Origin of the sequence: Arsenicibacter rosenii (assembly GCF_001870735.1) — a bacterium.
GTDB lineage: Bacteria > Bacteroidota > Bacteroidia > Cytophagales > Spirosomataceae > Arsenicibacter > Arsenicibacter rosenii.
Map to the genome: position 1 here is coordinate 69,975 of NZ_MORL01000025.1, position 9,295 is coordinate 79,269.

The 9,295-nt window shown below is 52.0% G+C and carries 6 protein-coding genes; 4 read left to right on the forward strand and 2 right to left on the reverse strand.

The window, feature by feature from the left end; genetic code table 11:
• Positions 1-24: 24 nt before the first annotated feature.
• Complete coding sequence (locus BLX24_RS25715) at positions 25-2,403, forward strand: ABC transporter permease (protein ID WP_071506097.1); 2,379 nt, start codon at positions 25-27, stop codon at positions 2,401-2,403.
• A gap of 57 nt (positions 2,404-2,460) precedes the next feature.
• Here the strand turns inward: BLX24_RS25715 and BLX24_RS25720 are convergent, their stop codons facing one another.
• Entirely contained in the window at positions 2,461-3,705 is a 1,245-nt protein-coding gene (locus BLX24_RS25720) for a hypothetical protein (protein WP_071506098.1), read from the reverse strand.
• Between the two features lie 307 nt (positions 3,706-4,012).
• Positions 4,013-4,453: a PDDEXK family nuclease gene (locus BLX24_RS25725; protein WP_071506099.1), complete on the reverse strand. Its 441-nt coding sequence runs from the start codon at positions 4,451-4,453 to the stop codon at positions 4,013-4,015.
• Between the two features lie 139 nt (positions 4,454-4,592).
• Here BLX24_RS25725 and BLX24_RS25730 point away from each other — a divergent pair, with 139 nt between their 5' ends.
• The 3 genes from BLX24_RS25730 to BLX24_RS25740 form a co-directional block, all read left to right on the forward strand.
• Positions 4,593-5,897, forward strand: coding sequence for a serine hydrolase (locus tag BLX24_RS25730; RefSeq protein WP_071506100.1), 1,305 nt, complete (start codon positions 4,593-4,595; stop codon positions 5,895-5,897).
• A 66-nt stretch (positions 5,898-5,963) separates the two neighbouring features.
• The gene (locus tag BLX24_RS25735) at positions 5,964-7,928 is read left to right on the forward strand and encodes a response regulator (protein WP_071506101.1); all 1,965 of its coding nucleotides are present in this window, start codon (positions 5,964-5,966) and stop codon (positions 7,926-7,928) included.
• Positions 7,929-8,057: 129 nt separating this feature from the next.
• The coding region (locus tag BLX24_RS25740; protein ID WP_143092811.1) for a 7TM-DISM domain-containing protein at positions 8,058-9,295 on the forward strand (1,238 nt) is incomplete at its 3' end.

Genomic DNA, 9,295 nt, shown 5'->3' on the forward strand with positions numbered 1-9,295 from the left:
TCGCAGAAAAACACTGACCGGCCCATGTTTCAGAACTACATCAAAATTGCCTGGCGCAACCTGCGGAAGCACAAAGGCTTCAGCTTCATCAATATCCTCGGCCTCGCCGTCGGGATGGCCACCGCCATGCTGATTGGGTTGTGGGTGTGGGACGAATGGTCGTTCGACCGGTTTTATGTCAGCAATGACCGGCTTTACCGCGTCATGCTGAACCGCACTGCCAATGGTGAAACGACCACCCAAAGCAACGGCCCGATTCCGCTCATTACGGCTCTGCGAAACGAAATTCCTGAAATTGAAGCCGTATCCGAAGAGATCACGGGCCTCACCAGCCGCGAAGACGGTCTGCGGGCAGGTGACACCAAACTCATCCGGACCGGTCAGTTTGTTGGTGCGGATTACCTGAATCTGCTGGGTCTGCCCCTGTCGGCCGGTGACCCGCGTACCGCCCTGACCGAACCCAACGCCATCGTACTGACGCATGAAACTGCACAGGCTCTTTTCGGGCCTGCCGACCCGCTTAACAAGCTGATTCGCTGGAACAACCAGCTCGACCTGAAGGTAACCGGTGTACTCCAACCAATACCTGCCAACTCCTCCCTCACATTTCAGTACCTGATGCCCACGGCATTCCTGAACGCCAATGTGCCGTGGATGAAAGACATGCAAACCGACTGGAACAATAACCTGGCCCAGGCCATTGTCCGGCTGAAAGCGGGCAGCGACCTCGTAAAGGTGTCGGGTAAACTCAAGGGCATGATTAAGCGCCACAACCCGCAATCAATTTTTGATGTTTTCCTGCATCCTGTCAGCGAAACCCACCTCTACGGGGAGTTTAAAAACGGGCAGAACACCGGCGGCTTCATCCGGTATGTCCGGCTGTTTGGCATAGTCGGGTTGCTGGTATTGCTGATTGCGTGCATCAACTTCATGAACCTGTCGACCGCCCGGTCAGAAAAACGGGCGCGGGAAGTGGGCATCCGCAAGGCCGTGGGCTCGCTGCGCAGTCAGCTGATCGGGCAGTTTCTGAGCGAGTCACTGCTGATGACCGGCCTTGCGCTTATCCTCTCCCTGCTTATTGTCTGGCTGGCCCTGCCGGCGTTCAACCATCTGACAGAAAAGCAACTGGCGTTCCCGTTCGTTTATCCGGTATGCTGGCTGCTGGCCATTGGTTTTGCCTTGATGACAGGCCTGATGGCAGGAAGCTATCCGGCGTTTTATCTCTCGGCCTTTAATCCGGTACGGGTACTGAAGGGGACACTGGTAACCGGAAGCCGGAAAAGCTGGCCCAGAAAAGTACTGGTAGTCACCCAGTTCACGATTTCGATAGGGCTAATCATCAGCGCGTTTGTCGTCTACCAGCAGCTCGATTATGCCCGTAAACGCCCGACCGGCTACCTGCCCGACCGGCTCGTGATGGTGAACATGACCGACGATCTGAGGCGGCAGTACGACGGGCTGCAAAGCGAGCTGATGCGGTCGGGGCTGGTCGAGAACGTGACAAAGGCTTCCAGCCCGGCCACGACTATCCTGAACGACACCCGCGTTGACTGGTCGGGCAAGGCCTCCGACGAAATTATGCGCCTCAACCTGATCACCGCCTCGCCGAATTACCTGAAAACGCTTGGAACAAAGCTGGTGGCGGGCCGCAATTTCAGCGTGACGGGGGCAGACTCCAATGCCGTTATTCTGAACCAGGCCGCCGTGAAGGCCATGCGGCTCAGAAACCCGATCGGACAGGAAATGGCTATGGTCTGGAATCCCGGCCAGCGCCTGCGGGTAATTGGTGTCATGGAAAACAGCATTATCGAGTCACCCTACATGCCTGTCAACCCGCTTATGCTGACCACCGGCCAGGCGTTTGACGATTGTATTATTTTCCGGCTTTCCGACCGTATCAGCACCCATGAAGCCCTCACGCAGATTACCCCTCTGTTCGAAAAATTTAACCCGGCCTACCCGTTTGATTACCAGTTCGTAAGCGACGAATATGGCCGCAAGTTTCATCAGGAAGAGCTGGTTGGCAAACTGGCAGGCATCTTTGCCCTGCTGACTATTTTTATCTCATGCCTTGGTTTGTTCGGGCTGGCAGCGTATCTGATGGAACAACGTACCAAGGAAATTGGTATCCGCAAAGTGCTGGGAGCCGGTATCAGTACCCTCTGGTTGCTGCTTTCCCGCGATTTTGTGGTGCTGGTACTCGTTGCCTGTCTGCTGGCGTCTCCGCTGGCGGCCTGGTTGCTCAACGACTGGCTGAGTGCTTTCGACTACCGCATCAGTCTCAATATGTGGCTGTTTGTTGTGGCCGGTCTGCTTGCCATTCTGATCGCCCTCGCCACGGTTTCCTACCAAAGCCTGAAAGCCGCGCTGGTGAATCCGGTGAAATCACTGAAGAGTGAGTAACTAAAAATGGTGGCACGAGCGCAAGGACTACCCCTTGACTCGTGCCACCACTACGGCTTATTTAAACCCGAACAGTACCGGAAACACAAACGTCACGAAGGCGCTCCAGAAGCTGTAAAGGGGCATAAAATACGTCATCGACTGGCCGACCAGCGCCAGATCGGACCGGCGGGTCAGGGCACCGAACAGCCGGTAACCCACGTAAATCAGGTGACTCAGCATCAACACATTGCCGCCCAGAACAGCCGCGCGGTTGGGCGTAATGCCCCACTCCGAAATCCGGAACAGCACCGCCGACAGCGCAATACCATTGATCACTAAAGTAACCAGCGACAGCAGAAACAGGACCAGCACCTGTAAGCGGTTATGGCTGCTCTTGTTTGTTTCGGCCACTGAAAAAAAGATCAGCGCCATTACCCCGATCAGTAACGCGTTGAACAGCAGAAGAAACTCACGGTCGTGGTACGGATCTTTTTTGGCCATGAATGTGGCCACCAGATAAATGACCAGCATCACCAGCGCAACCGGGCTGAAGAGTTTGGCAATCACCGGCGACACTTTGTTCACCAATGTCGGTTGCGCCCTGGTCAGAAACGTTCCGACGATCGGTACGGCAGCAAGACCGCAGGCAACTACATAGTTAAAGTAAAAATCCTCGATGTTCCAGCCAATCAGCCGGAACAGGTTGATGGTTATGGCCGTAGTGAGTCCGCCCGAGATCAGTAATACAGCCGTCATAACGGCCAGTTCGCCGTTATAGCGCAGGAAGCCAAGCCAGTTGGCTTTTTTCAGGGTTGCGCCGCCAAACGTAAAGCCCAGCAGTGACCAGAGCCACAACGGCAGGTGCAGACACGCCAGCACCAGCGTATCGGCCTCGGTTTCTGCTTCCGGTAACAAATTGATATACAGCGCAGCAATCAGCATCAACACGGCCAGCGCCACCCCGGTCTGCCACCGGATTTTGTTTTTCCAGCCGAAAAAGGCGATTAGTACCGGAAAAACGATAAAGCCGATGTTGCGGATAAAAAAGAACTCTTTACTGAAACCAAACATGTCCGGCAGCTTTGTTGATAGAGCCGCCAGCAGAGCAGCCACTACCACAAACAGCCGTTCTGCCGGTGTGCCCCATAGGGCATCGTCCTGACTATAATTCAGGCGTTGGTACCATCCCTGTACCAACAGATTGGTTTGCAGAGTTGGATAGAGGTCGTTAAAGGTCGTTTTGAAAGCAGGTTTATCGTCCCGGTACAGCTTCTCAAGCTGTTTGGGGTTCTCCAGATTTGACAGAATAGCGTCGCGCATACAAGCCTATTTAAAAGTACTTTGTATTTCAAAGTTAATGGTTTTTTGAACGGTGCAAGTGCAGGAGCAAAATAAAAATTAAGAACGCATTATTCCTGCGTCACTACCGGTTAAGCGCTTACTATATTTTTTATCCTATTTACTAAGTAGCAATCAGGATTAGATTTAGCCAAAAAACAAAGGGCTGTATGTCAATGGCTTATTCACTCAATCGCACATTCACTAATTCGCTCAATAACTTATGTGGTATACTCTCATTTTGTACCCTGTCCAGGGTTACGATAAAATCGGGCACAGGTAATGCTCTTTATAAAAACTGATTCAGGTCGATATCCAGCAGCTCTGAATACGAAGACACTTGCGCCATGCCGCCCTGACCTTTCCGGTAACGAAACCACTGCTTCGTCTTGTAGTTGTAGACAAAACCTTCTTCTATACCGTATTCATCTTCGTCGATAAGCCGGATCATTTTATTCAGATCATGCCGCATACCTCTGTTCTGGCACACCTCGATCACGACACGGACCTGTTCCGTCTCATTATCATACAAAACAACGTCCGGCACAGGACTTGACTCCTCGCCTACCATCATTTCCGGGAACGCTTCGTAAGGGATTTGCCCTGATTTAAATAAAGGATATAAACCCGCCGTCAGTTGCGCAATAATGCGCTGATGATGTACCGGGGCATTTATCCCCATCTCTTCTTCCTGAACAACGGACAATGTGTGTTTCGGTGTTGAATACATGGGAACTGCGATCTAAGCCAGAATAGCATCAAATGTAACAAACTCCCCTGATGCGTACAACACCCTGCCGGAACGCAGGTAAATATACGTCCTCCGAACCGACAGTTGCCTATTTCCCAGCCAGTGCGTATTTTTCGTCATGCAACCCTTCATCCGATTTATCTCAAGCGCGTTTTGTTCGCTGATTCTGATTATCCCCGGATACAGCCAGTTCCGGACTGACGCGTTTCTGAGCAACCTGCTCGCCCGCAATAAAAACCCGCTTTTTCAGGAAGTACTTACCCATCCGGACCAGTACCGCCTCCAGATCATCTATACCCGCATCGACCGCGATAAGCAAAACCAGCCGACGTTTACCAGCTATTACTTTCACGTCGACAGCGCATATTATTTCAATCCGGCCTCGACCGTGAAGCTGCCTGCCGCCTTGTTGTCGCTCGAAAAGCTCAACAGACTGAATAACCCGAAGCTAACGAAATACACCACCATGCTGTTTGACAGTGCCTTTAGCCGGCAAACCCGTTATCAGGCTGACCCCACCGCCGAAAACGGGCTTCCGTCGCTCGCGCACCTGATTAAAAAGGCATTTCTAGTGAGTGAAAACGATCCGTATACCCGCATGTATGAGTTTGTCGGTCAGGGCGAATTTAACCGGGCACTGCGCGAAAAAGGGTACGGCGATACGCGCATCACCCACCGCTTTGTCCGGATGTCGCCCGACGAGAACCGGCATACCAATCCGGTACGGTTCGTCGATACGGACGGCAAGTTGATTTATGCGCAGCCGGCGGCCTACAACACGGCCCCGTTCGACGCCCGCCGGATTGATACCCTGGGCATCGGCTACATGACCGCCAACGACAGTCTGGTGCGGAAGCCGTTTGATTTTACGGGCCGCAACAAGCTCTCTCTCGACAATTTCCGGACAATGGTGCAGGCGGTAATGTTTCCGGAATCCCTGCCCGAAAAACAGCGCTTCAACCTGACGCCCGACGATTACCGGTTTGTCCGCCAGTATATGTCGCAGTTTCCGGGCGAAACCAACTACCCGAAATACGATGCCGCGCAGTATTACGACAGCTACGCCAAGTTTTTCTTCATGGACAGTCTGCACCACCGCCTGCCCGACGGCATCCGCGTGTTCAACAAGGTGGGCTGGGCCTATGGCTTCCTGACCGACGCCTCCTACGTGGCCGACTTTACCAATAAAGTCGAATACATCCTGGCCGCTACGATTTATGTGAATAAGGACGGCATTCTGAACGACGACAAGTATGAGTTTGAGACTGTCGGCAATCCGTTCTTGTACCAGCTTGGGCAGACCATTCTGCAATACGAACGCAGCCGCAAACGCCCGAACGTGCCCGACCTCAGCGCCTTCCGCCTCCAATACGAAACCCGCAAGGCCGACAACCGCCCGACGGTGAAGGATGTGGATAATTAGCAGGCAAAACCGCGTGTTTTGTCCGGTCTTTCTTACGTTACCCTACCTAACTACCTTACCTTATCAATGAAAACCAAAATTCTGCTGGTCGATGATGAAGATGATCTGGAAGAGTTATTCAGGCAGCTTTTCCGGCGGCAAATTCAGAGTGGACAGTATGCGTTTATTTATGTCCGCGACGGCCTCGAAGCGCTGGCGGCGATTGAGCAGCATCCGGATATTGATGTCGTTCTGAGTGATATTCACATGCCGGGTATGGATGGGCTGACGTTATTGGCGCGGCTCTCGGAAAGTCAACCGATTATCCGGACCGTTATCGTGACAGCTTACGGCGATATGGATAATATCCGCACGGCGATGAATCTGGGCGCTTTCGACTTTATTACCAAGCCCGTCAAATACAAAGACCTGGCGGCTACACTGGAAAAAACGATCCGCTACGTCAACCAATTGCGGGAAACGGCCGAGCTGAAGGCCATTGACGAAATGAAAACCCGCTTTTTCACCAATATCACGCATGAACTCCGGTCGCCCTTAACGCTGATTGTATCGCCGGTCGATAAACTGCTGGAAACAGCTGACCTGCCCGTGCCCTATCAGAAACAACTGTCGACGGTACGGCGTAATGCCCTGCAACTGCTCAGGCTCATTAATCAGTTGCTCGACATCAATAAACTGGAAGCCCGGCAAATGGATATCGCCTATGAAGTAGGCGACCTGCCCGGCTTTGTCGGCCAGCTGGTCGACTTATTCCGCCCGTCGACCGACATTAAACAGCTGTCCCTGCACTACCAGACTGACATGCGGCCGGGCAATTACCTGTTTGATGCCGGTAAATGGGAGAAAATTCTTTTCAATTTACTGTCCAACGCCATCAAGTTTACCGACACCGGCAGTATTGCTGTCCGGCTCAATCAGGCTCCGGATTCGCCCGTTGTCCGGCTTACGGTCAGCGATACCGGTACCGGTATTCCGGCCGATAAGCTGCCACACATCTTTAACCGGTTTTATCAGGCCGGCAGCACCCGGACCCACCCTTACGAAGGGACCGGCATCGGGCTGGCACTGGTCTCCGAACTGACCCGGCGTATGGATGGCACCATTCATGTGCAAAGTACTGTTCAGGGAGATGAGCAAGGGGCAGGAACCCGTTTTCTGGTTGAGATTCCTGTTCAGCGAACCGGTGATTTTCACGACTATCCGTCGCTGTCTGCTCCTACTGCACCGGTAGCGTTCGTTCAGGAGGTGGCACAGCCCGCTGAAGATACAGCCATAGGGGAGCATTCGCCGCTGATTATGGTGGTCGAAGATAATGCCGAATTACGGGAATTTATGGTTGCCGAACTGGCAGCCACCTATCGCATTCGTTCGGCAGCCAACGGCCACGAAGGCTGGATACTGGCCAAAGAAGAACTGCCCGATGTGATTATCACCGACCTGATGATGCCCCGTATGGACGGATACGCCCTGATTGACCAGGTACGCCGTGACCCCGCAACGGATCACATTGCCATTTTGCTGCTGACTGCCAGCGCTGAACCGGAAAGCCGCCGGAAAGGGCTGGAATCCGGGGCCGATGAGTACCTGACAAAGCCGTTTAACCTTGCTGAACTCCGGTTACGGTTGCGGAATTTGTTGACCCGGCAGCAGAAACTGCGGGATACATACCGGCAGCAGTTTGCGCAACCAGATCTGGCAACACCACCGGCAACTGTCCGGGATCAGTTTCTCCGCCGGTTGTATCAACTCATCGAAGACCATTGCGATGACTCCTCCCTGAGTGTAGACTGGCTGGCCGGTCAGCTGGCCGTTAGCCGGAAAACACTCTACCTGAAAGTACAAACGCTTACGCAGCTTTCGCCGAATGAGCTTATCCGGCAATACCGGCTCCGTAAATCGATTGACTTACTCAAAGCCGGACATAATGCGTCCGAGACAGCGTATATGGTTGGTTTTGAATCGCCTTCTTATTTCGCCAAAGTGTTTAAGGACTTTTACCGGCAAACCCCGACAGAATATATAAAGGGCTGATCGACAGAAGTAACCATACAATACAAATCAAACATTTAAGAGAAAAAGTATGCCAACAACAGCCTATATTTTCTGAGCGACAGGGATTAATGCGTATACTTATATGCTTTTTTAGTAGCCCGTGCGTACATGAAACCGTTTCTCCTTATCATTTGCCTGTATAGTATTCTGGCAAGTGCTCATGCTCAGCCAATTGTCTTAACTAATCCGGAGAGAGGCTACCCCATTGCTGAACGCTGTGACATGCTTGATGCACAAGCCGGAGATATTCCGATTGATTCCCTGCTCAGTCATCCTTCCCGATACCGGTTTGTTGCGATCAATAAACAAACGGCACGAGCGGCTACCGATCAGGAACGGTGGTTCCGGTTCACCGTTCAGACATCCTTGCAAACTGCTTTTTATTTGTATGCCGAATCGGATTTATCCTCGCCGGCAACGCTTTATCAGACTTACGGTAACCGGATACAGGATAGATTTCTCTTTGTAAAGGGGCAGAACAATACCTCAATAAATGTACCACAAGCCCGTTCCCGGCGACTTATGCCCTTACGCCTCAATCCGGGTAATACCTATACCTTTTACTGGCATTCGACGGAGATACCTGAAATGGTAAAACTCGTTTCCGGCGAACGGCTTTTAACCGTTTTTCTTCGCCAGGACTCGTTCGATGGCTTTTATTATGGGTTTGTACTGATCATTATTGTTTACAACATCCTGCTCTACATCCGGCTCAAGGACAGAGACCATCTTATCTACGCGATCTGGATGGGCATCCAGTGCCTCGTTTACAGCATTACGTTCGCCCATTTAAGAAACTGGTTACCACCGGCATATTACAGTTTCTTCCTGAAACATTTCCTTGCCGTTACCTTCCTCGCCGCTGCGTTTCATATCCTGTTCGGGGTTACCTTTTTACAGCTTCGGCAACATGCCCGCAGCTTATATCAGGCAGGCCTCGTATTGTTTTATGTGTGTGTACTCCTATCGTTTATGGTCGTGGGCGCGGGCTTATTTGGCATATACCTTCCCTACAATTCTGCGTTTTTGACGGGTTTTATTGATTTAGTATTTACGCTCATCTGTGGTGTGGCCGCATTAAGAAAAGGGTTCAAACCGGCATGGTATTACGTGCTGGGCCTCCTGCTGATTTATGGCGGCACAATAGTTTATGTTTTTACCAGCCTCAGGTTGATGCCGTCTACGTTCTGGACAACTAACGGTCTTCTTTTAGGATCAACGCTGGAAATTCTGCTGTTTACCCTGGCCCTGGCCTACAAAGTGAATCTACTTAAACAGCAGAAGGAGGATGCGATTCAGGATCAGCTCAGGCTTCTTGAACAAAACCAGACACTCATCGAAACCCA